This is a genomic window from Stenotrophomonas sp. HITSZ_GD, from assembly GCF_029543105.1.
Lineage (GTDB): Bacteria > Pseudomonadota > Gammaproteobacteria > Xanthomonadales > Xanthomonadaceae > Stenotrophomonas_A.
In genome coordinates, this window is sequence record NZ_JARQXB010000016.1 from 30,808 (window position 1) to 51,235 (window position 20,428).

Genomic DNA, 20,428 nt, shown 5'->3' on the forward strand with positions numbered 1-20,428 from the left:
CCGCCGCCGATTGTAGCCATGCCCGTGCCGGCGCGCCTGTCCATGGATGCCCGCGGTCATGGCCGGTTTCGGGAAGCGCGCCGCCGGCCGCCACGGTCGCCTCAGGTGCCGTCTTCGACGGGGCCGGTGTCCAGCCCGGCGTCGCGCAGCATGGCCTCCGCCTGCCTGCACACCTCGTCCCGGTCGGCCGGTTCGGCGACGCGCATCAACTCGTCGATACGCGCGGCGAAGGCCAGCCGGTCGAACGCGGCGGCATCGGCGGTGCCGCGGACCGGCAGGGTCTGCGCCAGGGCGCGCAGGTCGGCCTCGATTTGGGCGCGGGTCGGCATGGCAGGGACGGGGAGGCGTGCGGACCGCACGGTTACTCGCGCGGGACTTCCTCGCGCGGCACGTCGGCGCCGGGCTTGTTGCGCTTGGTGAACGCGCGCGTCACCAGGAACACCACCGCACCCACCAAGGCCACCACGGCCACCAGGAACAACCAGGATCCACCGCTCATCACCCTCTCCTTCGCACACCGCATTACGGCAACGCGCATAGGGCATCAGATCGACGGTGACGCGGGCGTGCATGCGCGCGATGCCATTCATCCCTACGTATGCATGGGCAGCCGGCACGGACGCAGGCACACTGGCAGCCTGGCCCAAGCCGAGGGATTGCCATGCGCCAAGAAATTGCCGTACCCACTTCCCGCGAACAGCTGTGGGGGCTGCTGGCCGAGGCGGCGGAGATCGAGCATCACCTGATGTGCTGCTATCTGTATGCCGCCTTCAGCCTGAAGGAGCACGCCGACGAAGACCTCGGCCCGGACGAGCTGGCCGCGGTGCGGCGCTGGCGGCAGCAAATCCTCGGCGTGGCGATCGAGGAGATGGGCCACCTGGCCACGGTGTGCAACATCCTCTCCGCGCTGGGCGCACCGGCGCACCTGGCGCACCAGAACTTTCCGGTGTCGCCGGGCTATCACCCGGCCGGCGTGGTGGTGAAGCTCACCCCGTTCAATGCGCAGACGCTGGATCACTTCATCTACCTGGAACGCCCGGAAGACAGCCCGCTGGCCGATGGGGAAGGGTTCGAACCGGCGCGCGATTACCAGCGCGACAGCCGCATGGACCGGCTGATGAGCGTGGCCACCGACTACGACACCGTCGGCGAGCTGTACCGCTCGATCAGCCTCGGCCTGGAGCAGTTGGTGGCCGCGCTCGGGCCCGAGCGGGTGTTCATTGGCGACCCGGCGCACCAGCTCAGTGCCGAGGTGGCGCGCTTGCCCGGCCTGCGGGTGGTGCAGTGCCTGAAGACCGCGCAGATCGCGATCACGGCGATCGTGGAGCAGGGCGAGAGCGCCGCGGCCGCGCAGGAGACGTCGCACTACCAGCGCTTCCTGGCGATCCGGCGCGAATACCAGGCCCTGCGCGACGCGCGGCCCGGTTTCCGCCCGGCGCGCATGAGCGCGCACAACCCGGTGATGCGGCGCCCGCCCACGCCGGAAGGCAAGCTGTGGGTGACGCTGGAACCCGCCGCCAGCCTGATGGACATCGGCAACGCGCTATACAACCACAGCCTGCGCTGCCTTTCCCTCGCTTACGGCGGCGTGGACGCCCGCACGCAGCGCGTGCTCGTGCAGACCAGCATCGACCTGATGCACCTGTTGACCCCGGTGGCGACGTGCCTGGGCACGCTGGCGGCCAGCCCGGAACTGCCCGAGGCCACGGCCGGCATCAGCTTCGCCACGCTGCGCGATGCGGCCGCGCTGTTGCCGGATACCGCCAGCCTGGACCTGCTGATCGAGCGGCTGGAGGAAATCCGCATGCGCTGCGGCGAACTGCTGCCGCGGCATGCGCAGGTCGAGGCCTTGCTGCAGGCGACCTGCGCCGGCTTGAAGCGCACCGTGGAGCGCTTGGCGCGGGCGCGCGAGACGGTGCAGCCCCTGCACGCCATGGCCGATGACGCGGCGGTGCTGGCGCCCTCCAGCACGACCGTCCCGCAGGCTTCGCCGGCCGCGGCGGCCGCTCCGCCGGCCGAGCCGGCGACCGATCCCTCCGTCCCGCACGCCATCCCCGAACCCATCGACGAAGGCCACGGCGTGCAGCGCATTCCCGGCCCGGCCATCGACCTGATCTACAACGGCCAGCGCTGCATCCACGCACGGCACTGCGTGCTTGGCCTGCCCGGGGTGTTCAAGGCGAACGTGGAAGGCCCATGGATCGACCCGGCCGCCGCCAGCGTGGAAGAACTGGTGACCGTCGCCCACCTGTGCCCCTCCGGCGCGATCGGCTACCGTCGCCACGACGGCGGTGCGGAGGAAGCGCCGCCGGCGGTCAACCTGGTGCAGTTGCGCGAGAACGGGCCGCTCGGCCTGCGTGCGCAGATCGTGCTCAACGGCGAGCCCATCGGCATGCGCGCGGTGCTGTGCCGCTGCGGTGCCTCCCGGCACAAGCCCTTCTGCGATGGCAGCCACAACGACATCCACTTCCAGGCGACCGGCGAACCGGCCACCGTCGCCTCCGAGCCGCTGGCGGCGCGCGGCGGCGTGCTGGAGATCGAGGCGGAGATCAACGGGCCGCTCTCGGTGACGGGGAACCTGGAAATCTGCTGCGGCACCGGCCGCACGATCAACCGCGTCACCGGCACACGGTTGTGCCGGTGCGGCGGATCGTCCAACAAGCCGTATTGCGACGGCACCCATCGCACGAACGGCTTCCAGGGCTGAGCGCCGGGCAGGGCGCTGCGGCGCGCCTACGCCGGTTGCGGCGCGCATGCGGCGGCCGGCATGCCGTTGGTCACATTGACACCCGGCACGATCGCCGCCGAAATGGCGGCATCGATCGGGAGCACACCATGGACAAGGCGGTGGTCGCGCTGTTCGGCGCGATGCTGGCATACGGCACTACGGCCCACGCGGCGCAGACCTGGGTACTGCGGACCGAGCTGTGGGGGAACCCGGCGTTCTCCACGCTGCAACTGGACACCGAGGGCCGCGTGGCGAGCGGCACCCTCGACGGCGACGCTGCGCGCGGCAGCCTGCAGGGCGGACGCCTGCGGCTGGACGTGGAAGACCGCGCGCGCGACCGGTTCGACCTGCGCCTGCGCGACGACCGTCTCGAGGGCCAGGTGGAAAGCGCCGATCCGAACGATGCGCAGCGCCGCGTCACCCATGCGGTCACGGGCTGGCGCCTGCCTGCCGCGCCCACCGCGCCGCGCACGCTGACCTACGTGCCGGCGGACTACGCCAACACCTTCGATGCGGACCGCGCGCCGGGCCTGGTGATCTGGCCGGGCGATACCGTGCGCACGCGCACGCTGGATTCGGGCGGCGTGGACGAACACGGCGTCACCCGCGCGCTGTTCGGCAACCCGCAGAACGGCCCGTTCTTCATCGCCGGTGCCGAGCCCGGCGACACCGTGGCCGTGCATATCCGCACGCTGGCGTTGAACCGCGACTACGCCGACAGCCTGGACAGCGTGGTGGGGCGCGCGCTGGGCAGCAGCCTGGTGCCGCAAGCCGGCGAGCTGGGCAAGCCGGTGCGCTGGACGCTCGATCGTGCCGCGGGCGTGGCGCGCCCCGCGCAGGCACAAGGCGCGCTGGCAGATTTCGCCGTGCCGCTGCGGCCGATGTTGGGCGGGCTCGCGCTCGCGCCCGGCTTCGGCGCGCCGGCGATGTCCACCGGCGATACCGGTCGCAGCGGCGGCAACATGGATTTCAACGAGGTCATTGCGGGCAACACGGTCTACCTGCCGGTGCAGCAGCCCGGCGGCCTGCTCTACCTGGGCGATGCGCATGCGCTGCAGGGCGATGGCGAGACTTCGCAATATGCGCTGGAAACTTCGATGGACGTGGTCTTCTCGGTCTCGCTCATCAAGAAGAAGGCGATCCACATGCCGCGCGTGGAATCGCCCACGCAGATCATGGTGCTGGGGCAGGCCGGTTCACTGGACGAGGCGCTGCGCTTTGCCAGCACGGGCCTGCTGCAGTGGCTGCGCGAGGATTACGGCATGACGTTGTCGCAGGCGGCGCAGGTGCTGGGCTCGGCAGTGCGCTACGACATCGCCAATCTGGCCGGCCGCAGCGTCGGCGTGTCGGCGCGGCTGGACAAGTCGCTGTTGCCGGCGCCCAAGCGGGTACTCAGCGTGGATGACCGGCCTCAGTCGAGCTGATTGTTGTCGTAGGCGGCGCGGCCTTTCTGGGTGAGGTCGATGTCGCCGTCCTCGCCGAACTGGGCATAGCCGCTGCGCACCGCCCAGTGCGCCTCTTCCTCCGTGATGGCCTTGCCTTCGCGGATCGAAGTGAGGATCTGGTATTTCTGGTCGTGGGTCGGTTCCATGGGCGCCTACCGTAAGGGGGTGGCACCACGTTACCGACGGGGCGTGACGGGGATGTCGCTTTGCGGCTGACTGCACGACTTTACATAGTGTTGATTGCATCGACCCGTGCGGCCATTCAACGTGGACGCTCATCCGGACCTGAAGCACACCCGCTTCATCGCCGGTCCGCGCCGCCCGCTCGCAGGGCTTAGGTCGCCTACTTCCCATGTATCGCAGCATGCGCTGCGCATCCGCTTGGCGGATGGCCAGCCCGCCCTGTGGGAGGGGCACATCCATGAACACATGCCACTACCGTGTGCGCACGGTAGAGATTTTTCATTTGGTCGACGGGCTCTGGAGTTCGTCGGTCTTCATCCATCGCGATGGCGACACCCTGCCGTTGCAGATACTGCTGCACGCAGGCAGGAGCCGGCACAAGGAAACGGCTCGGCATCTGGCGGCACTCGCCGCCAAACGCTGCTTGCAGGAGGCGCTCAAAGGCGACGCATGCTGCACTCAAAAGCCGCCCGAGAACAGTGCTTGATCGCACTGCGTGGGCCTAGGCGCCCACCAGGCGAGGCAGGTGAACCAACATGAACGCCGCGCCCCATGCAAGCGGTGGGGCGAGCATCCACCAGAAGGTTTCGTCCGGGAATTCGCCTTCGCGTTTCCACGAGACCAGCCCGCTGATGACGAGCGCCAGCGTCGTCACGATCGCAGCCAGCCCGCCGCCTATCCACAGCAACAACAAGCCAAGGCAGCCATCACCGCGGCACTGCCAGCCGAGCACCGAGGCCATCGCCGTGGGAAAGCCGGACAGGATCACCCCCGTCGCTGCCAAGACCCGAAGCTTGCCCGCCATGTTGTTCCTCCTTGATGCGAATAGTGTCGCGAGGTGCCTTCGGGTCGCTGGCCTCGAACATGTCGTCGGACAAGCGGGGCGTTCGGCCCTCGATGCGGAATCGGCGCGCGCTATGCGGGCTCGCCCCGGGGTTGCCCGGGCGCGATGACGCGTTCCCGTGCGTCATCCAGCGCGCGCAGGATGTCGCGCAGCGGCACCGGGCGGCCCATGAGATACCCCTGCAGCTCGTCGCATTGATGTTGCAGCAGCCATTGGCGCTGTTCCTCCTCCTCCACGCCCTCGGCCACGACCTTCAGCCCCAGGCCGTGCGCCAGCCGGATCAACGAGGCGCAGATCAACGCCTGCCGGTCGTTCACGAACAACTGGCCGATGAAGGTGCGATCCAGCTTGATGACGTCCGCGGGGAGGCGATCCAGGTAGGAAAGTGAGTTGAAGCCCGTGCCGAAGTCGTCGATCGCCACGTGCACGCCCATGTACCGGAGCAGGGCGAAACTCTTGCGCCAATGGGCGTCGTCGTCGATCAGCGCGGACTCCGTGATCTCCACGCCGATGCGATCCGGTCGAACGCCATACTGCTCGCTCAATGCCATCAGCTCCGTGGGCAGGTCCGCGATGACGGACGCGATGGCCGGCACGTTGATGGTGACCAGGCCCTCGATGCCATACGTGCGAAGGGTCGTGATCGCGACCAGCGATTGCTTGATCACCAGGCGGAGCAGCTCCTTGCTCAGGCCCGAGCTTTCCGCGATGGGGATGAATTCCGCGGGCGAGATGGACTCGCCATCCAGCCGCCAGCGCGACAAGGCTTCGTACTTCCGGCGCGCGGCGGCTTCAGGGCCCGCGTGGGCCGGCACGATCGGCTGGAAGTGGACCTCGATCTCCTCCGCGCGAATGGCGCGGCCCAGTTCGACCGCCAGGCGACGACGGCGACGCGAACGATCCCCCAGGGCGGCCGTATAGACCGTGGGAGCGGCGGCGCCGCCGCCGGCGGCCACGGTTCTTGCCGCCAGCCCCGCGCACGCGATGACCTGTTCGGCGTGGCTGCCATCCTGCGGAAATCGCGCCACGCCGCAGCGCAACGCAAGCTGCCATTGACCGCCCTCGGCCAGGACCGGCCGCGCCAGGCAGCCCTTGGCTTCGGTGACGAGTGCTCGCAACTGCGCGGGGTTCGCACTGGCGACCAGCAGGCTGTTGGGCGCTTGGAAGCCCCATAGCGCGCTCGTGCCGCCGGATTGCAGGGCCAGGATGACCTGCTTGGTTACCGAGAGCGCCACGCTGCCGCCGAACAGTTCGGCGATCTCGGCCAGCCCTTGCATGCGGAGGTTGGCCAGTTCGTAGCACGCGCCGAGCGCGCCGCCATCCAAGGCCTGGGCCAGCGCCCGCGGGTTCAGCAGGCCGGTGCCGGCATCATGGTGCGCCATGTGCTCCAGCGCCTGCGTCATCGAGGTGAACGAGGTGACATCTTCCACCAGCGCAAGCCGCAGGCCGCAGCCTTGCGGAAGCAGGTCCACGGTCGTGACCCGGACATCGAGCAGCGTTCCGCTGCGCGTGAGGTGCTGCCATACGCGCGGCTTGTTGGCCTCGCTCCTTTCCGCGCTGTGCGCCAGGCGGGCCACTTCCTGGCATGCCGCAGGGGGGCGGATGTCCAGGATGGTCATTTGGCGGAACTGCGCCAGGCTGTAGCCGTAGTGGCGCGTCGCGGCGTGGTTTGCCCAGACGAATGTCAGATCCCGGGTGTCGTAGACCCACACGGGCAGGGGGCTGGCCTCAAGAAAATGCTGGAAATTCGAGGGGTCGAACATCGCATTGCTCCATGCGTGACGCGTGCCCTCGAGGCGGTGGACAGTGGGAAGATCACAAGGGGCTGCTCTGGTCGGAAGCGGCCTGGCGCCCGAAAACTTGAGGGTCAGGGGATGGCCGGCAAGTGCCTGCGCCTTCTGGCAGTGCGCGCGCGATGCGCGGATGCAGGGGCTGGGGAGGACGTGCATCGAGCCCCGGCGCAAGGGCGCGCGGAATGGCAGGCCGATCCATTGCCGGAGAATGTTGCCTTGATCTTCGACCCAGCCGGCGCGCACGCCGCCGCTTATTACTCCGGCGCGGAGGCCTCGCCGGGAGACGCCACGCGATGGACCAGATGGATGCTCAGCAGCGGCACCCCCACTGCGAGCGCGGCCGCCTCCCGCACGCCAATATCCCGGGTAGGCAGCCAGCGCAGGAGGGGCCGCTCGCCCGCTGCCAGATCATGCAAGTACACCTCGTGCAGCGCCATGTCACGAGGGAGCCAGGTGTGCCCGTGCACACGCTGGTTGAAGCCCTCGGCCGCCCCGTGACGCGATTCCGCCCAGGCTTCCACTTCCGTCTCCCGCGCGACGTTGGAACCACTGTATGGGATGCGCTGCGGATATCCATGCACCCGCCACGCACATTGGTTAACGGCTCACGCTGGCCCGGATCCCCCGACTGGCGCGGAACGGGGGAGGGCTCAAGCTCAGCGGCGCCGGCGCAGCGGTGTAAGGGACCGGACCTGGCCGTCGTTTCCGGCCATGCACAGGTAGCGACCGTCCGGATAGTCGACGATCAGTTCGGTGACGTCGTCGTTCACCGGAACCCGCGTGACCAGCACGCCCGGCGCGCCTGCTCGCTTGTCGCAAGCGTCCTGCAGGTCCGCCCCGGTGTTCGTGCGGCTATCGTGGGAGAGGCTGCGGTCGGTTGCCGAGGCATTGCGAAACTCGGCTCTGCAACCCTCTTTTACCCAGACCGAGTGCCGGTTCAGACCCCAGTTTTGACCCTCGACGCACCGGGTCTTGCTCAATTGCCGCACCAATTGAACGCGCCCCCTGGTGTCGAGGTCGCATTCGGTCTGCTGCTGCCCCACGGACTCGCAAGTGGCGGTGGTCGGCAGGTCTTCGTCGGTTTGGCGGAAGGACCGTGGGCGATCGCGCTCGTCGTCCCGTGGCGTGGAAGCGTCGGACACCTGGCAGATGCCGTTCGCTCCGCCCGGCTGCGTATAACTCATCTGCACGCGCGTATCGGCACTGCGCGTGATCGACAGCTTCGTCCCATCCGGGTCGGTCGCTTCGTAGTAGTTTTCGTTGAAGCGCTTCAACCTGGCTTCGCGGCCATTGATATAAACCGGTCCGCCGTCGTCGGCATGGACTTCATATCCGCCCGGGCAGGTGCCGTTGAACTGCGCGATAGCGGCATGGGCGAACGGCGCTGCGCTCATCCCCAGCGCCACAGCAGCGATGCACAGAGCTGACTTCATGGCGGTATCCCCGTGGCGCGAGCGTGAACCCTAGCAAGGCGCTTCATCGGCCTTCGTGAAGGCCGCTGGCGATGAGCGTATGCCCAGCGGCCCGCACCGGCACGCGGCGGCTCGCGCGAAAGATGAACTGTTTTGGCTCGCCGCCGTCCTTCACGTTGCGCCGCTTGCATGCGCGCAGCCGATGGTTCACGGTCAAGGCTCACCCCGGACCTGAAGCCGTTTCGCTTCTTATCTATTTCCGGTCCGTGCAGCCCTCGCACAGGGTCTAGGTCGCCTACGTCCCACGAATCGCAGCAGGCGCTGCGGCGTCCGCATGTCGGTTCGCCGGTTTGTCCTGTGGGAGTGGCACTTCATGGATACCCCTCACTACCGTGTTCGCACGGTGGAAGTCTGGAGTGTGGTCAACGGCCTTTGGAACTCCACCGTTTTTATTTATCACGGCGACAGCGAGACGCCCTGCGCGATCCTGCTGCACGCGGGAAGGGGACGCAGCCAGGAGGAGGCCGAGCGCCTGGCGAACCAAGCGGCCCAGGAATGGCTCCGGGACGACAAGGGCCGTGAAGAAGTTAGGCGGCGTCCGCGGCCGGAGCAATAGGCGAGTGGTGCGTCGTCGCGACGGTCGGGCCCACGCGACAGATCAGTCTCGCGCGAGCGCGGCAGTCAGGCGGCGCTTGAGGTCGATGTAGGGCCAGGTAGCTTGGCGAGTGAGGATCTGTTGCTGCGGTGTCATTTCACCGCACACAAAAAAGGCCGGAAACCCTGCCATCGCAGAAGTTTCCGGCCTTTCCCGGACCTCATCGGTCCTTGCATTGGTGGAGGTGGGGGGAGCCTGTAAACACCCCGACCCAAGCTGTTGAACCTAAAGAATTTTGGGTCCAACGAATTCGCTTGCTTTGATACCCCAGGTGATACCTCGGACTGGCGTGAAAACGCTGCCCCTACTGCTAGCGATAAGGCTACCAGGCCGAACAGAGTCAGACTTTTCCTACGCCCCACGCGGCCAAATTGGTGGCACACTCGGCTGAACTGCCAAGGCGGAGCCTTGGGATACAGAGTCTGTGGCGTCATCCAGGGGGGAGAGACGTTGGCTACGTTTACGATCTACTTGCTTCGTGAGTCTGTCAAAACGGCACGGGATGCTGTCATCGATGGTGCAAGAGAGCACTCCATTGAAGAGGGGCTCTCAAAATATGGGCAACTGTTCGTCAAGGACACAAAGCCTAAGCCACCCAAATGGGCTGAGCTGTTTGAAAGCTACATCGACAAAAAGCTTCTTGGGACTGTCCAGTCCTCTTCTGCAGCATTCATCATTCCAGTCGATCAACGCCTTTTTGCCCTAACTTTTGGGCAAGGTCGTTTTTTGCTGCACCCTGATGCCTATGAAGAGCGGTTCGGTTTGATCGTGACGCTTAATTCAATTAACTCAGACGCGCTACGAAGCATCGACAAGCGGGCATTTGTCGAAGATCAGAACAGTAGAGTTCAAACAGCGCAAGCCGCATCAGCGTTAAGCTTTGGAGTCGACATTGAACGCGATTTGGTTCGCGGCATCGTGGGTCGCCCAGTGGATTTCAAGCTCGGGAGAAGATTGGCCGGCGCTGATGCTTTAACGGTCACCTCGGATGTCAGAGTTCCTGGACTCAAATCGTTATTGCGGCGTTACCTCAAAAAGTTCGAGTCCAAAGATTACCAAGCCAATTTTCCATGGATCGATCAAGTTCGCCAGTTGATCCCCAGGGGAATAGTTGCAACCAAATTAGATGCCATGCTTGTCGACAAGGTAAAAGAGGCTTGGCACAACAATGGTGTGGTAGATGGTTGCTGGCTGGCAGTTCCCGATATCGTAGATTGGGAAAAGGTCGATGGGTTTAAATTCACAAGCTCAAAGGGTGAGGGTGTATGGAGCGATCTGCGCTTTCGGGCCCTGATTGCTGCGTATCCAGATGAAGAGCCCAGTCTGTCGTTTCTTCGTAAGCATTACGCGATGTCTGTTGATGAAGACGAAAAGACAGTGGACAGATGGGCGCTGTATCGCTGCATTCATTGCGAAATTGACGATGACGGGAAGTCTTACATTCTCTCAGCTGGGCGCTGGTTCGAAGTTGACAAGGACTTTGTGAGCGCAGTCGAAAGGTCCTTTAAAGACATTCTGAAATATCCCGAAGCTCTGCCCGTCTATAATCATCGAGATGAGGGGCATTACAATGAGTCTGCTGTGGCTGGAAGCAATGGACGCTGGTGTTTGATGGATAAAAAGATGCTCCGCGTCGGTGGAATTCACGACAAGGTCGAGTTTTGCGATCTCTATGGCGGTGGAGAAATTATCCATGTCAAGCATTACGGAAGTTCTGCTGTGCTAGCCCATTTGTTTAACCAGGGTCTTGTATCTGGCGAACTGCTTCGTTCGCATGAACCTTATGTTTCCCTCGCCAACAAAGAGCTTTTGAAGACCCATCAGCTTCCGTTGGATCCGGTTGATACGAAGTTTTCTGTTCGGGATGTGGCGCAATACACCATTGTCTTTGCCATAATTAGTCAGTCAAAGAAGCCAGATCTTCACCTGCCCTTTTTCGCCAAAGTGATCCTCAGAAGCGTTCATGCAAGATTGGTCGAACTGGGGTATGCCAATGTGATGTTGGCCAAGGTGGACTGCAGCAATAATGTCCCCATCACAAAGGTCAAACCTGCACCAACAAGAAAAAGGCGGACTAGGCGCTCTGGTCTGCGTCGAGCAAGTTAAGGAGAGTATATCAATGAGTGGATTGATTGCATTTGAAATTTGCAAGACGGAGAAGTTCGATGTTGATGGTAAAAATTTCACCGCGCATCTCTTGCAGAGGAAGGATCACGAGTTATACGAATTGCTCGTAGTTGATGAGCAAGATAAAGTCAGCTGGCGATGCAGTTTTGAGAAAGAAGTTGCCATCGATTTTAAAAAGCAGACTGGCGAGAGCTTGGCTGACCATGTTGCCCGGATCATGAAAGATGATCTAGAACGTGGCGTGCTCTACACAGAGTAGCGACCCCACAATTTTGTCTTTACCGTTCCTTCCGCGCAGTAAGCCGCCGAGAAATTCCGCACGAGCGCGCCATTGAATGGGGTGCGATCAAGCCGAACAAGGGGGCTGACGCGCGACGAGAGCGCTATCTGGAGAAGGCGCAGCGGCTCGCGCTGCTAAGCGCTATGGAAGGCGACCTTCGTGACCTAGCCGAATGCGTCGCGCTGACTGGCTGTCGCCCCGGTGATCCAGCGGCGATGATTCGCAAAGATTGGCACGCGCGGAATGGGCTCGCAACGTTCAGTACTAAGACCGGCGCCCGTGCGATTCCGGTTTCGCCAGCGGCACGTGCGTTGTTCGAGAAGCTGGCGAAGTCCAAACTGCCGGGCGAACGCATGTTCACGGACGCGGAGAAGATTGGACGCCGCAGGCATGGGCACCCAGAGTGAAGGCGGCTGCAATGAAGGCCGGGCTGCCGCCCGACGTCGTGCTGTATACGCTTCGGCATTCGTGGATCACGGACGCTATCATCGGCGGCCTGGACCCGGTGACGGTCGCACGGCTGACCGGCACGTCGCTGGAAATGATTTCCAAGCACTACGGCCACCTAGCGCAGGACGCGGCGCGCGACAAGCTGGCGCAGGTCGACTTCCTATAGTGTTTAAACGCAACAGCGGCAGGTCGGAAATTCCTGCAATGGAGCCGCGAGTCATTCCGTATGAATCTGTCCGCGTCCACCTAATTCCGGGTGGACGCACCAGGACAGATGCCGCATGCACAGCGCAAGTAAAACGCAAGGCCAAGTTCACGCCCGTTCTATTTCGGACGCCGCGAAGTCGATTGGCATTGGCCGATCCACGCTATACGAGCTGATTTCCGCGAATGCCATTCGCGCGTTCAAGGTCGGAAAGCGCACGCTGATCGCCGAGAGCGAGCTTCAGCGCTTCGTCGCCGAGCGCACGGGGTTTGCCGCATGACGACGGACGCGGAAATCATCGCCGACATGGTGAAGGCTGACGAAATCAAGAGCGCTGCGCCAGGTTCGGCGGTATCCGCCGATGCCGTGTTCTTAGCGTTGCGCCTCGGCGCCAGGCAGAAGCCGCGCAAGTATCACAGTAGCGACCGCGATGCACCGGCACCGGAATGGTTCGCTGATGCCCTCGTAAGGCTGAAGGGGCTGCCACTAACGATCGGCAGCTTCGCGCTGCTGGCGGGCCGGGGTGGCGCGCCACGCGGTGAACGCTACGCAATCGGCCGCTGGCTGCGCGCGTCGGGTCGCGAGCCTTACAAGTGCGGCGGCGAGCTGCGATTCCGCATCTAGCTTGGGGCAAGGACAGGGCAATAACGCTTGTCCTGTCCCCTTTGGCGTCCTAACGACGCCGAAAGCCCATCGAGTGCGACCCCCACGCCCCCACCCATCGACCCCGCCACGACCCCCATCTATTCCATCTAACTAACTGATTCTACTCAGTGAGCAAGTAATGGTGGCCTTGGGGGTCGCTAGAAACAGGCAAGCTTACGCTGCAAAGGGTGATGAAGGGTATAGCGCCCGATGTACCCCGCAGTCCTGAAATCAGCACGCTATATGGTAAACAGCGACCCCCTAAGACCCCAAGGCCCCCTTCTCCTCCACTGTGTTTCGTGCCTATCACTCCATGAGACGAAACCAATCACGAACGCTGAGACGAAGACGTACCACCTCGTCCTCAGCGAGAGGGCTGCAATGTGCGATGGGTCCTCGCAGCGTGTTTAAGTTTGCCATCACACGCTCTACAGCCTTGGGGCTGGAGAAAATAGAGCCGAACAAGTCCCAGTTAGACTTTATGACTTCGCCAAGCTCACCAAACGTCGTGAAATCCAGTGGAGATGAAGACCGAACTGTGACGCCAGAATCAATTTCCTTTTGCAGGCGGCTATCCGCCTCCTGCTTGACGCGGGCCGGAGCACGAGTTCCAGTCCACCAGTTTGGCCCGTCCGTCGCCACTATGGTGTCGTTCACTAGGGAGCGAATAGTCTTCTCAAGTGAATAGAAAACCTCATAGTGCTGCGACATCGCCGCTGCCTCTTGCCTGATAGCACGGTCAATCTGAGGATAATAGGTGTCGTCAGTAACCAGAACTGCCGTGTGCAGGCGGCCTAGATCGAGTGCGAATTCCTCCTCAACTTTGTCAAGATCGTGCTCTAAGAGCTGGTTGCTAATAGCAAACAGTTTCAATGTTGACTCAGTTCTCTCGCTGGTCACTTGAGTAAGTTCTCTTTAAGGCTTCGAAAAATTGCGTTGAATACTGCGATATCGGACGTCGCGGGAAGGTTTAAGTTAATCGTATAAGACAGTCCAAGTTTTGTATGAAGGGCGCCGCCGCCTGACTGCTGCTCAGACTTTGCTTCATTCGCAGCCAATTGCTGCACGCCCTCGTCCTCATTGCTGTCTTCAACTTCACCGTTGCCACTTGACATTGGGTTGTCAAATCTAGCGAAAGACTTTAACGCCTTGAACGAACCGAGAACCGATTTAACTGTGCTGCCTTCGGGCTCCAGCCCAGTGGCCTCTACAATTAGCCCCTTGACCTCATTGTCTTTCAATTCGTGAACTTTTTCGTTTCGCTCGAATAGCGGCTTGTAACCTTGTCGCAATGCCTCAGCGGCTGCAATGCCGGCGACAGCCGGGTTACGGAAGCGCTTGTAACGCTCGGACGGGGAGCCATCGGTTCCAAGGAAGCCGATACGCTTGAGGTACGGGATAAGGGACTTAGCGTTGCCACCTTTCATGCCTAGCTTGGTGGCGAGAAAGTCCTGTGTAAATCTATCGGGTGTCGCGGCCGCCTTAATCTTTTCGAGTGCCTTCGTAATCGCACCATATGCCATTACGTACGGAAGCCTATCATCAGCCATCGCCCATTTCCCCTGTTCGGATTATTCAGTCAGATTCTGCGGCCTTTGTCTCAGAGTTTGCAACCATGGGTCCTCCCGGAAGGGGTAGGGGATGCGGGGTCGTCGACACCGCCACATTTGCGGTGTGCGTGCCCCTCGAAAGTGACTTTTATGTTTATCCCCGTCACGCGAACACCCTAGAGAACCTGTTGGGAGGCTGGAGGCCAGGTGTAGACGGGCCCGCGCTTCGATAGGCGTCGCGGCAGCGCGGAAATTCTTGCAATGGAACGGACATTCGGTGGGGTTGACACTAGCGCCATACACCGAGGAATCGAAGCAACATGGACACCGCAGCTCCCGCAAGCAATCCCGCTTCCGCTGACCAGTTCCGCAACATGGTCACGGAGGCCCAATGGCGAAACATGCTCGCGGACCAGCAGGTCGAACGTGATGCAAACCTTGCGCTATCGCTGCGCAAGCTGATTGGCGATGCCGACGTCGCGCAGAGTTACGCTCCGCATGGCTTCTCTGCCGATGGCGAGCCGCGGCACATGATCGCGCAGCCGACGGTTCGATCGATGGTAGCAAGTCTGACAACGTCGTATCTCCCCGGCCTGATCGGCAAGGATGGTCGAGTCGTTCGTGCGCCGAACGTGGCCCCGGCCGGCGTCACGCTGAACATGGCCGCCGGCCTCGTTTCCGGTTCCCGCATCGCACGTGCTGGCGCACGCGTCATCGTGGCATCGCCTGCTGTTGAGCTGCATCCCGTCGGCTATAGCGGTGGTGTGGTCGTCGAGCGCATCCCCGTCGCTCTTCGGAATATTGAGGCGGCCGCCTTCGCCACCGTTGCCGGCGGCGATCTGGACGGGCTTACATTCGCGACCGTGGACAAGGATGGCACAAGCTCGGACGACGCGGATGCGCCGGCTATGTCGCTGCCAGTGTTCTGCGCTGAAATCGACTGGCGAACGTCTATATCCAAAGGTGTTCGTTTCGAAATTCCGCGCAGCGAACGCCGTCGGATCGATCCCGATCAGCTCTGTTCAGAAATCCTCACGTCGCTGTCTCTTGGTTTGTCGCGCGCCGCCGACGACGTGCTGTTGTCCGCGCTTGGCGCCGCAAACCTCGCTCCCTTTACTGTCGCAAACGTAGCGGCGGCCGGGCTGCATTTCGACGAGCTGCGCGCCCTGATCGGCACGGCTGGCATCGGTGCGGTCATCGGACAGGATGGCGTGCTGCGCGCTGCTGGTGTCCTCGGCGAGCTGACCGGGGATTCCGCCAGCACGTTCATCGGAGCATGGAATCGCGCAGGTGTAGCGGTGAACGACGAAATCACTATTTACGCCGAACGGCTTGGCAAGGCCGACGGTATGGCCGTCACCGCCTGGGCCAGCATGCTTTCGCTGGTTCCAGACACGAACAAGTTCTGGACAGTTGCATGATGCGGCTGTTCGCCAAGTTAATCGGCGGTCGGGTGCATGGTTTGGGGTCTCCTTCCCCCAAAGTGCGCGCGTCGGCCCGCCCGCCGGTTTCTTTCTCGCAGGAGCTGGCTGACGCGATCGAAGCGGCGATCGTGTCAGTCCGTGAATCGAACGATGAGGGTGCGCGAGTCATGGTCATGTGTCATGCGCTGCGTGGCGCCTTCATATTCGACTGTGAAGAGGCCGCCAGGCGCATTCGTCTGGCGTTCCCCGGAATAGACGATGCCAGCGTCAAGCGGGGTGTGCGTCATCTGGAAAGTCATGTTTGCCTGGCGGCAGCACCCGAGCGGCGCGATGCAAAACGGCGCCCATCCTGGGTGCATGGATGGATGGAGCGCTGACATGGATCGGGAGGAAGTAAAAGCCGTCCGTGCAGAGATCAAAGCGATCAGCCGAGCTGCAAGGCGTGTCGGAGAAGGGACGGTCGTTCGGTCAGCTGCTGGGTGCGGTGATGGCGAACGGCGTCCGGCAGATCACGATGGTTGTCAGGGCCGTTACCTGGATCGGGCAGGCCATCGGCACGGCCGCCGGGTGGCTTGTCGTCAGCTTCGGCAATGCCTGGGACAAGGTGAAGTCGGTCGTCGGCGCCGCGGTCGACTGGATCATGCGCAAGGTCCAGCCGGTGCTATCGGTAGGCGGCGCTATCGGTAGCGCGCTACTTGGCGCCGGCCGATGGATGCTCGGCGCTGGCAGTGACGTTTCAAGCGCCGGGGCCGTACAGGCGATCGGCGGCGCCGGAGTGCCTACGCGCCCCCGCGCCAATCTGGCGATGCCCGCGCCTGTTCGCGGGCGCAGGGCGCCGCCTGCGCCGTCTGTAGCGCGAAACGGTGGGGCAAGCGTCGTCGATTCGTCGACACACACCTACCACATCACCCAGCAGCCGGGGGAGTCTGCCGAGGCTCTGGCCCAGCGCATCGAAGTTGAGCGCAGGCGTCGCGTTGGCGTGGATCGCCGCGGTTCTCTAATAGACACGGCTATCGCAGGATGCCAGGACAGAGGGGATATCGCCTTTTTTTTCCACAACGTCTCGTATCAAATAACAGTGCGCAGGTGAAGTGCGCGACTAATTCACAGGGGAATTGACTTGCTTGACCATCAAAACGAACCCGCCGACGCTGCTGACTATCACGACGGCCAGCTGCTACCAATGGATGCCATTGCTGTGCGGCCATTCCTAGAGGATGACTTGGTAACCCTGGTCGCCAATGTGCCTGTCCGATTGGCAGGAGAGCTTGCGAGACTGGCTGCATGGCGGGCCATGGGGATGAAAGCACCGCCGCCGAAGGGATTCTCGATCTAACTTTAGACGCGATTCCGTTCAAGTGGCCGCCCTATGGGCGGCCATTTTTGTTCGTTCTGGGCGTAGACTCGCGCGAAATCAGGGGGCGAAGATGGACGACGACTTCATCGCAACGCAGCGCGAAATGAACCGCGAGGCTTTCGGCTTCGCTCACGGGTACGTTCAAGGGCTGGTCGTGGTGGGCTATGCCGCAATGTTCTTTCTGTGGGATAAGGCCGAAGATCGCTTGCCAGTCGCGCTGTGGTCGGGTGTCGGCTTGCTGCTGTGCGTTTCGGTTGGAACCTATCTTGCGTGGGAAGTATTCGGCTTCCTGTTTCGTCAACGGGTGCTGATGCGCCAGGCATTCGCAGTAGGGAAGCCTGGTGATGAGATTGACCCGCAAGCGTTCCATGCTGGTATGAAACGGAATTTAGACGAACTGCGGAGCCTGTTGCCGCGCGTGCGCGCCGTCTGGTATCCGGCAATGTTCGGGATCGTCGTCCCGATCGCCCTGGCCTGGGCTGTTGTCCTAACGGCATTCGCCGTGGATCTGATCCAGGCCATCTGTGCGGCAGCGTAATTGGATATCCGTACGACTGTCCGTACGCCCTAATTCTCACTAAGCAAATAATAAAAAACCCCTGATAAATCAGGGGTTTGAATGGTGGAGGTGGGCGGAATCGAACCGCCGTCCGAAGGCTCTCCATCCCCGGCACTACATGCTTAGCTCACCGTTGAATCTCACCCCGGAACAGCACGATGTGCGAAGCGCATCCCGGAGCCAGCCCGCTTTATTTAACCCGTGGCTGACAGGCAGCCACCACAGGCGGTTCCGTGATGATGACCCTACGTCGCGAGCACGGACACAAGCGATTTCGGGGCTTAGGCCTTAAGCGGCCAGAGCGTAGTTGTCGTCGTTGGCAACTATAAGTTTGCGGCTGGATTTACGAGGAAAGCTGCCCCCTCGGCATGCGCCAAGCGACTTCGCGACCCCCGTCGAAACCAGTGCACCCCCGGGGATCAGCGTGAAACGCTGACCACCACAGTGTAGGGGCGGGGCAGGGGGTTCACAAGGGCGACGTGGCGGGACGCGGCTCAGGCTTCAGCTTGTGCGGCCGTCAGGCGTTCTTGTTGTGCGCCCGCATCGCCCGCTGCTTCTCGCGCTGCCAGTCGCGTTCCTTGGCGCTGTCGCGCTTGTCGTGCGCCTGCTTGCCCTTGGCCAGCGCGATCTCCAGCTTGACCTTGTTCTTGCTCCAGTACATCGCGGTGGGAATCAGCGTGTAGCCGTCGCGCTCCACGCGGCCGATCAGCTTGTCGATCTCGTGCCGGTGCAACAGCATCTTGCGGTCGCGGCGCTCCTCGGCCACCACATGCGTGGAGGCGGTGATCAGCGGGGTGAACTGCGCGCCGTACAGGAAGATTTCGCCCTGCCGGACGAACGCATACGCATCGCCGATGTTCGCGCGCCCGGCCCGGATCGACTTCACTTCCCAACCTTGCAGGGCCAGGCCGACCTCGTAGCGCTCTTCCAGGTGGTATTCGTGGCGCGCGCGCTTGTTCAACGCGATGGTCTTGTGGGCCGCCGCGCCGTTTGCTTTATCCTTGCCGGGTTTCTTGCTCATCTTCCTATTGTCTCCTATTGGCGATCGTTCGGCCCGCCGGGCGGTCCCGCAGTCCCCCGCATGCCTACCATCCGCCGCAGTGCATTGGTCGAACACAGCGCTTCGCGCATGTTCGACCTGGTCAACGACATCGCCGCCTATCCGCGGCGGTTCGCCTGGTGCGACCAGGCCCAGCTGATCGAACAGGGGCAGGACCGCCTCGTGGCGCGGCTCGACCTGGGCCTGGGTTCGTTCCGGACCTGGTTCACCACCGAAAACACGCTGCACCGGCCGCACAGTATCGATATGCAGCTGCGCGACGGGCCGTTCAAGCGCCTGCAGGGGCGCTGGGAATTCCACGCGCTGGACGAGGACGCCTGCAAGGTGACCCTCACGCTGGAGTTCGAACCCAGCTCGCGCTTGCTCGGGCCGGCGCTGGCACTGGGTTTCCAGGGCCTGGCCGACCGCATGGTCAACGATTTCGTCCGGGTCGCCGACCGCGAGGCCTGAGCCGCATGCGCGTGGAAGTCATCATCGCCTGGCCCGACCACTACGCGGCGTCCACGCTGGAACTGGCCGAGGGGGCGACCGTGGCCGAAGCCATCGCGGCAGCCCACCTGCCGCGGGCCATCGAGGCCCCCGGCGTGGCGGTGCACGGGCTCGTGGTCCGCTCCACGCAGGTGCTGCACGACGGCGACCGGGTAGAGCTGCTGCGGCCGTTGTTGGCCGATCCGAAGGAGGCCCGGCGGCGCCGGGCCGGCCCGATGCCGGGCGTGAAGCGCGGTTAGCGGCCGCGCTGGCCCTTCTTGTCCTTGGTCAGGTTGCGGCCGAACTGGCGCGGCGCGGCCTTGGCCAGGGCCAGGTCCTGGTCCGGGAAGTAATCCCCCTCCCAGCGCACCACGCGGTCCTGCTCGAAGAACACGGTGAAGTTCTTCATCTCCACGCGGGCCAGGCGATCCACGCGCTGCGTGGAGGTGTAGTCCCAACGCTCGGCGTGGAACGGGTCGGGAATCGACGGCGTACCCAGCAGCGCCTCGACGGCCTGCTTGCTTTGGCCGACCTGCAACTGGTCGACGGCGCTCTTCTTGATCAGGTTGCCCTGATAGATCGGCTGCTTGTAGATGATGCCGCAGCCAGCGGTGGAAAGGGCGACAACGGCGACCAGCAGGAGATTGCGCATCGGTACGGGAGGCGAGTGAAATCAGGCCGATGATACACTCCCGGCGGTCGCCGCGACCCACCCCGAGGCAGCTGGCGCTAAATCGCCTATGAATGGAGACTGCCATGGAATCCCATGACCTGCGCAAAGTCGGGTTGAAGGTCACGCACCCGCGCATGCGCATCCTGGAGCTGCTGGAGCAGCGCGGTGCGCCGCACCACCTCAGCGCCGAAGACATCTACCGGCAGTTGCTCGAACACGGCGACGAGATCGGCCTGGCCACCGTCTACCGCGTGCTGACCCAGTTCGAGGCCGCCGGCCTGGTGCTCAAGCACAACTTCGAGGGCGGCCAGGCCGTCTACGAGCTGGACCGCGGCGGCCACCACGACCACATGGTGGACGTGGACACCGGCAAGATCATCGAGTTCGAGAGCGAGGAAATCGAGGCCCTGCAGCGGCAGATCGCCGCCAAGCACGGCTACGAGCTGGAAGAGCACTCGCTGGTGCTGTACGTGCGCAAGAAGCGCAGCCGCTGAGGTTCGCGGCGGCGCAAGAAAAGGCGGCCAATGGCCGCCTTTTTGATATCCGGGGCAGGCCGGCCCGCGCCGTAGG

The 20,428-nt window shown here is 63.2% G+C and carries 27 protein-coding genes and 1 other RNA gene; 16 read left to right on the top strand and 12 right to left on the bottom strand.

Annotation, left to right across the window (positions count from 1 at the left end; genetic code table 11):
• Window positions 1-101: 101 nt before the first annotated feature.
• A complete protein-coding gene (locus tag P6166_RS14490) occupies window positions 102-329 on the bottom strand; it encodes a hypothetical protein (protein ID WP_277765155.1) in 228 nt (75 codons plus the stop codon).
• A 32-nt stretch (window positions 330-361) separates the two neighbouring features.
• Window positions 362-499 carry a hypothetical protein gene (locus P6166_RS14495; protein WP_277765156.1) on the bottom strand — a complete coding sequence of 46 codons (138 nt, stop codon included), beginning with the start codon at window positions 497-499 and terminating at the stop codon, window positions 362-364.
• Between the two features lie 162 nt (window positions 500-661).
• Between P6166_RS14495 and P6166_RS14500 the strand changes: the two genes are divergently transcribed.
• Both P6166_RS14500 and P6166_RS14505 read left to right on the top strand, forming a co-directional pair.
• Entirely contained in the window at window positions 662-2,707 is a 2,046-nt protein-coding gene (locus P6166_RS14500; protein WP_277765157.1) for a ferritin-like domain-containing protein, read from the top strand.
• A 128-nt stretch (window positions 2,708-2,835) separates the two neighbouring features.
• Window positions 2,836-4,152, top strand: coding sequence for an acetamidase/formamidase family protein (locus P6166_RS14505; protein WP_277765158.1), 1,317 nt, complete (start codon window positions 2,836-2,838; stop codon window positions 4,150-4,152).
• On the opposite strand, the gene P6166_RS14510 is transcribed toward P6166_RS14505, so the two are convergent.
• On the bottom strand, window positions 4,140-4,319 hold the full coding sequence (locus P6166_RS14510; RefSeq protein ID WP_277765159.1) for a hypothetical protein: 180 nt from the start codon (window positions 4,317-4,319) through the stop codon (window positions 4,140-4,142). The two genes, P6166_RS14505 and P6166_RS14510, sit on opposite strands and share 13 nt — an antisense overlap.
• Window positions 4,320-4,594: 275 nt before the next feature.
• On the opposite strand from P6166_RS14510, the gene P6166_RS14515 reads away from it, so the two are divergent.
• Window positions 4,595-4,843: a hypothetical protein gene (locus P6166_RS14515; protein ID WP_277765160.1), complete on the top strand. Its 249-nt coding sequence runs from the start codon at window positions 4,595-4,597 to the stop codon at window positions 4,841-4,843.
• A gap of 15 nt (window positions 4,844-4,858) precedes the next feature.
• Here the strand turns inward: P6166_RS14515 and P6166_RS14520 are convergent, their stop codons facing one another.
• The 4 genes from P6166_RS14520 to P6166_RS14535 form a co-directional block, all read right to left on the bottom strand.
• Window positions 4,859-5,161, bottom strand: a complete 303-nt coding sequence (locus tag P6166_RS14520) for a hypothetical protein (RefSeq protein ID WP_277765161.1) — start codon at window positions 5,159-5,161, stop codon at window positions 4,859-4,861.
• Between the two features lie 110 nt (window positions 5,162-5,271).
• Window positions 5,272-6,963 (bottom strand): EAL domain-containing protein, encoded by a 1,692-nt coding sequence (locus P6166_RS14525; RefSeq protein ID WP_277765162.1) that lies wholly within the window; start codon window positions 6,961-6,963, stop codon window positions 5,272-5,274.
• A gap of 284 nt (window positions 6,964-7,247) precedes the next feature.
• Window positions 7,248-7,514, bottom strand: a complete 267-nt coding sequence (locus P6166_RS14530; protein WP_277765163.1) for a hypothetical protein — start codon at window positions 7,512-7,514, stop codon at window positions 7,248-7,250.
• A 135-nt stretch (window positions 7,515-7,649) separates the two neighbouring features.
• Window positions 7,650-8,426, bottom strand: a complete 777-nt coding sequence (locus tag P6166_RS14535; protein ID WP_277765164.1) for a DUF3011 domain-containing protein — start codon at window positions 8,424-8,426, stop codon at window positions 7,650-7,652.
• Window positions 8,427-8,778: 352 nt separating this feature from the next.
• Here P6166_RS14535 and P6166_RS14540 point away from each other — a divergent pair, with 352 nt between their 5' ends.
• From P6166_RS14540 to P6166_RS14565, 6 genes are all read left to right on the top strand, one after another.
• Window positions 8,779-9,021, top strand: coding sequence for a hypothetical protein (locus tag P6166_RS14540; protein WP_277765165.1), 243 nt, complete (start codon window positions 8,779-8,781; stop codon window positions 9,019-9,021).
• 489 nt (window positions 9,022-9,510) lie between these two features.
• Window positions 9,511-11,166, top strand: a complete 1,656-nt coding sequence (locus P6166_RS14545; protein WP_277765166.1) for a DUF6119 family protein — start codon at window positions 9,511-9,513, stop codon at window positions 11,164-11,166.
• A 13-nt stretch (window positions 11,167-11,179) separates the two neighbouring features.
• Window positions 11,180-11,446, top strand: coding sequence for a hypothetical protein (locus P6166_RS14550; protein ID WP_277765167.1), 267 nt, complete (start codon window positions 11,180-11,182; stop codon window positions 11,444-11,446).
• Window positions 11,447-11,885: 439 nt separating this feature from the next.
• Window positions 11,886-12,083, top strand: coding sequence for a hypothetical protein (locus P6166_RS14555; protein ID WP_277765168.1), 198 nt, complete (start codon window positions 11,886-11,888; stop codon window positions 12,081-12,083).
• 115 nt (window positions 12,084-12,198) lie between these two features.
• On the top strand, window positions 12,199-12,402 hold the full coding sequence (locus P6166_RS14560) for a helix-turn-helix domain-containing protein (RefSeq protein WP_277765169.1): 204 nt from the start codon (window positions 12,199-12,201) through the stop codon (window positions 12,400-12,402).
• Window positions 12,399-12,746 carry a hypothetical protein gene (locus P6166_RS14565; protein WP_277765170.1) on the top strand — a complete coding sequence of 116 codons (348 nt, stop codon included), beginning with the start codon at window positions 12,399-12,401 and terminating at the stop codon, window positions 12,744-12,746. The genes P6166_RS14560 and P6166_RS14565 overlap by 4 nt, the downstream gene beginning before the upstream one ends.
• Window positions 12,747-13,073: 327 nt before the next feature.
• Here P6166_RS14565 and P6166_RS14570 read toward each other — a convergent pair whose 3' ends face one another.
• Window positions 13,074-13,640, bottom strand: a complete 567-nt coding sequence (locus tag P6166_RS14570) for a Swt1 family HEPN domain-containing protein (protein WP_277765171.1) — start codon at window positions 13,638-13,640, stop codon at window positions 13,074-13,076.
• A 23-nt stretch (window positions 13,641-13,663) separates the two neighbouring features.
• Entirely contained in the window at window positions 13,664-14,317 is a 654-nt protein-coding gene (locus P6166_RS14575) for a DUF5343 domain-containing protein (protein WP_277765172.1), read from the bottom strand.
• A 320-nt stretch (window positions 14,318-14,637) separates the two neighbouring features.
• Here P6166_RS14575 and P6166_RS14580 point away from each other — a divergent pair, with 320 nt between their 5' ends.
• The 4 genes from P6166_RS14580 to P6166_RS14595 all read left to right on the top strand — a co-directional run bounded on the left by P6166_RS14580 (window position 14,638) and on the right by P6166_RS14595 (window position 17,636).
• Window positions 14,638-15,738 (top strand): hypothetical protein, encoded by a 1,101-nt coding sequence (locus P6166_RS14580; RefSeq protein WP_277765173.1) that lies wholly within the window; start codon window positions 14,638-14,640, stop codon window positions 15,736-15,738.
• Complete coding sequence (locus P6166_RS14585; protein ID WP_277765174.1) at window positions 15,735-16,118, top strand: hypothetical protein; 384 nt, start codon at window positions 15,735-15,737, stop codon at window positions 16,116-16,118. Before P6166_RS14580 ends, P6166_RS14585 begins: the two co-directional genes overlap by 4 nt.
• A 65-nt stretch (window positions 16,119-16,183) precedes the next feature.
• A complete protein-coding gene (locus P6166_RS14590) occupies window positions 16,184-16,831 on the top strand; it encodes a hypothetical protein (protein ID WP_277765175.1) in 648 nt (215 codons plus the stop codon).
• A 337-nt stretch (window positions 16,832-17,168) separates the two neighbouring features.
• Complete coding sequence (locus P6166_RS14595; RefSeq protein ID WP_277765176.1) at window positions 17,169-17,636, top strand: hypothetical protein; 468 nt, start codon at window positions 17,169-17,171, stop codon at window positions 17,634-17,636.
• A gap of 82 nt (window positions 17,637-17,718) precedes the next feature.
• Here P6166_RS14595 and ssrA read toward each other — a convergent pair.
• Both ssrA and smpB read right to left on the bottom strand, forming a co-directional pair.
• Window positions 17,719-18,071: a transfer-messenger RNA gene (ssrA, locus tag P6166_RS14600) on the bottom strand.
• Window positions 18,072-18,174: 103 nt separating this feature from the next.
• Window positions 18,175-18,678, bottom strand: coding sequence for an SsrA-binding protein SmpB (smpB, locus tag P6166_RS14605; protein WP_130318263.1), 504 nt, complete (start codon window positions 18,676-18,678; stop codon window positions 18,175-18,177).
• Window positions 18,679-18,738: 60 nt separating this feature from the next.
• Here smpB and P6166_RS14610 point away from each other — a divergent pair, with 60 nt between their 5' ends.
• Window positions 18,739-19,167, top strand: a complete 429-nt coding sequence (locus P6166_RS14610; protein WP_277765177.1) for a type II toxin-antitoxin system RatA family toxin — start codon at window positions 18,739-18,741, stop codon at window positions 19,165-19,167.
• A gap of 5 nt (window positions 19,168-19,172) precedes the next feature.
• Window positions 19,173-19,445 carry an RnfH family protein gene (locus P6166_RS14615; RefSeq protein WP_277765178.1) on the top strand — a complete coding sequence of 91 codons (273 nt, stop codon included), beginning with the start codon at window positions 19,173-19,175 and terminating at the stop codon, window positions 19,443-19,445.
• On the opposite strand, the gene bamE is transcribed toward P6166_RS14615, so the two are convergent.
• The gene (bamE, locus tag P6166_RS14620) at window positions 19,442-19,837 is read right to left on the bottom strand and encodes an outer membrane protein assembly factor BamE (RefSeq protein ID WP_277765179.1); all 396 of its coding nucleotides are present in this window, start codon (window positions 19,835-19,837) and stop codon (window positions 19,442-19,444) included. The genes P6166_RS14615 and bamE overlap by 4 nt on opposite strands.
• A 104-nt stretch (window positions 19,838-19,941) precedes the next feature.
• Between bamE and fur the strand changes: the two genes are divergently transcribed.
• Complete coding sequence (gene fur / locus P6166_RS14625; RefSeq protein ID WP_277765180.1) at window positions 19,942-20,352, top strand: ferric iron uptake transcriptional regulator; 411 nt, start codon at window positions 19,942-19,944, stop codon at window positions 20,350-20,352.
• Window positions 20,353-20,428: the final 76 nt, after the last annotated feature.

Coding starts and splice junctions, on each gene's coding strand:
- P6166_RS14515 (WP_277765160.1), top strand. CDS start 4,595: ATGAACACATGCCACTACCGTGTGCGCACGGTAGAGATTTTTCATTTG.
- P6166_RS14585 (WP_277765174.1), top strand. CDS start 15,735: ATGATGCGGCTGTTCGCCAAGTTAATCGGCGGTCGGGTGCATGGTTTG.
- P6166_RS14560 (WP_277765169.1), top strand. CDS start 12,199: ATGCACAGCGCAAGTAAAACGCAAGGCCAAGTTCACGCCCGTTCTATT.
- P6166_RS14510 (WP_277765159.1), bottom strand. CDS start 4,319: ATGGAACCGACCCACGACCAGAAATACCAGATCCTCACTTCGATCCGC.
- P6166_RS14565 (WP_277765170.1), top strand. CDS start 12,399: ATGACGACGGACGCGGAAATCATCGCCGACATGGTGAAGGCTGACGAA.
- P6166_RS14595 (WP_277765176.1), top strand. CDS start 17,169: ATGGACGACGACTTCATCGCAACGCAGCGCGAAATGAACCGCGAGGCT.
- fur (WP_277765180.1), top strand. CDS start 19,942: ATGGAATCCCATGACCTGCGCAAAGTCGGGTTGAAGGTCACGCACCCG.
- bamE (WP_277765179.1), bottom strand. CDS start 19,837: ATGCGCAATCTCCTGCTGGTCGCCGTTGTCGCCCTTTCCACCGCTGGC.
- P6166_RS14525 (WP_277765162.1), bottom strand. CDS start 6,963: ATGTTCGACCCCTCGAATTTCCAGCATTTTCTTGAGGCCAGCCCCCTG.
- P6166_RS14535 (WP_277765164.1), bottom strand. CDS start 8,426: ATGAAGTCAGCTCTGTGCATCGCTGCTGTGGCGCTGGGGATGAGCGCA.
- P6166_RS14550 (WP_277765167.1), top strand. CDS start 11,180: ATGAGTGGATTGATTGCATTTGAAATTTGCAAGACGGAGAAGTTCGAT.
- P6166_RS14490 (WP_277765155.1), bottom strand. CDS start 329: ATGCCGACCCGCGCCCAAATCGAGGCCGACCTGCGCGCCCTGGCGCAG.
- P6166_RS14555 (WP_277765168.1), top strand. CDS start 11,886: ATGAAGGCCGGGCTGCCGCCCGACGTCGTGCTGTATACGCTTCGGCAT.
- smpB (WP_130318263.1), bottom strand. CDS start 18,678: ATGAGCAAGAAACCCGGCAAGGATAAAGCAAACGGCGCGGCGGCCCAC.
- P6166_RS14520 (WP_277765161.1), bottom strand. CDS start 5,161: ATGGCGGGCAAGCTTCGGGTCTTGGCAGCGACGGGGGTGATCCTGTCC.
- P6166_RS14505 (WP_277765158.1), top strand. CDS start 2,836: ATGGACAAGGCGGTGGTCGCGCTGTTCGGCGCGATGCTGGCATACGGC.
- P6166_RS14540 (WP_277765165.1), top strand. CDS start 8,779: ATGGATACCCCTCACTACCGTGTTCGCACGGTGGAAGTCTGGAGTGTG.
- P6166_RS14610 (WP_277765177.1), top strand. CDS start 18,739: ATGCCTACCATCCGCCGCAGTGCATTGGTCGAACACAGCGCTTCGCGC.
- P6166_RS14580 (WP_277765173.1), top strand. CDS start 14,638: ATGGACACCGCAGCTCCCGCAAGCAATCCCGCTTCCGCTGACCAGTTC.
- P6166_RS14495 (WP_277765156.1), bottom strand. CDS start 499: ATGAGCGGTGGATCCTGGTTGTTCCTGGTGGCCGTGGTGGCCTTGGTG.
- P6166_RS14615 (WP_277765178.1), top strand. CDS start 19,173: ATGCGCGTGGAAGTCATCATCGCCTGGCCCGACCACTACGCGGCGTCC.
- P6166_RS14575 (WP_277765172.1), bottom strand. CDS start 14,317: ATGGCTGATGATAGGCTTCCGTACGTAATGGCATATGGTGCGATTACG.
- P6166_RS14500 (WP_277765157.1), top strand. CDS start 662: ATGCGCCAAGAAATTGCCGTACCCACTTCCCGCGAACAGCTGTGGGGG.